Below are 431 nucleotides of genomic sequence, written 5' to 3'. Positions count from 1 at the left end.
CCGTGACCTGCCACCGCGCGGCGTCCTGGGGGTCACGCCGCCCCGTGACCTGCCACCGCGCGGCGTCCTGGGGGTCACGCCGCCCTGGGGGACCGCGACGCTGGCTTTTTATCCTTCCGTGTCGCCATCGCCTCGCCGTCGGGTAGCTCCACCGAGTCGTCGGTCTGACCCAGCACGTCGCAGCGAGGGCGCGACGCCCCCAGGGACGTCAACGTGGCTTCCATGGTGGCGCCCAGCGCGTCGAGGGTCGACTCGTCGAACAGCTTCCGCACCTTCGGGAACAGGTGCTCTTCCTCCTCTTCGTGGTGATGCTCCACCTGCTCCTTCAACACGTGGAGCTTGGTCTCGTACTTCTCGTCGTCGGACGACATCTCCACCAGGTCGGCGAGCACCCGCTTCAGCGAGAGGTGCTCTTCGAGCCCCTCCAGCAG

At 68.2% G+C, this 431-nt stretch carries 1 protein-coding gene; it reads right to left on the bottom strand.

Annotated features, from left to right (window positions below; translation table 11 throughout):
* Positions 1-74: 74 nt before the first annotated feature.
* The coding region (locus BN4575_RS23050) for a hemerythrin domain-containing protein (RefSeq protein ID WP_176716480.1) at positions 75-431 on the bottom strand (357 nt) is incomplete at its 5' end.

It is taken from the genome of Aeromonas sp. EERV15, assembly GCF_900079845.1.
Taxonomy (GTDB): Bacteria; Pseudomonadota; Gammaproteobacteria; order Enterobacterales; family Aeromonadaceae; genus Aeromonas; species Aeromonas sobria.
The sequence above is the reverse complement of the archived record's forward strand: the minus strand, read 5'-3'. Positions and strand labels throughout refer to the sequence as shown.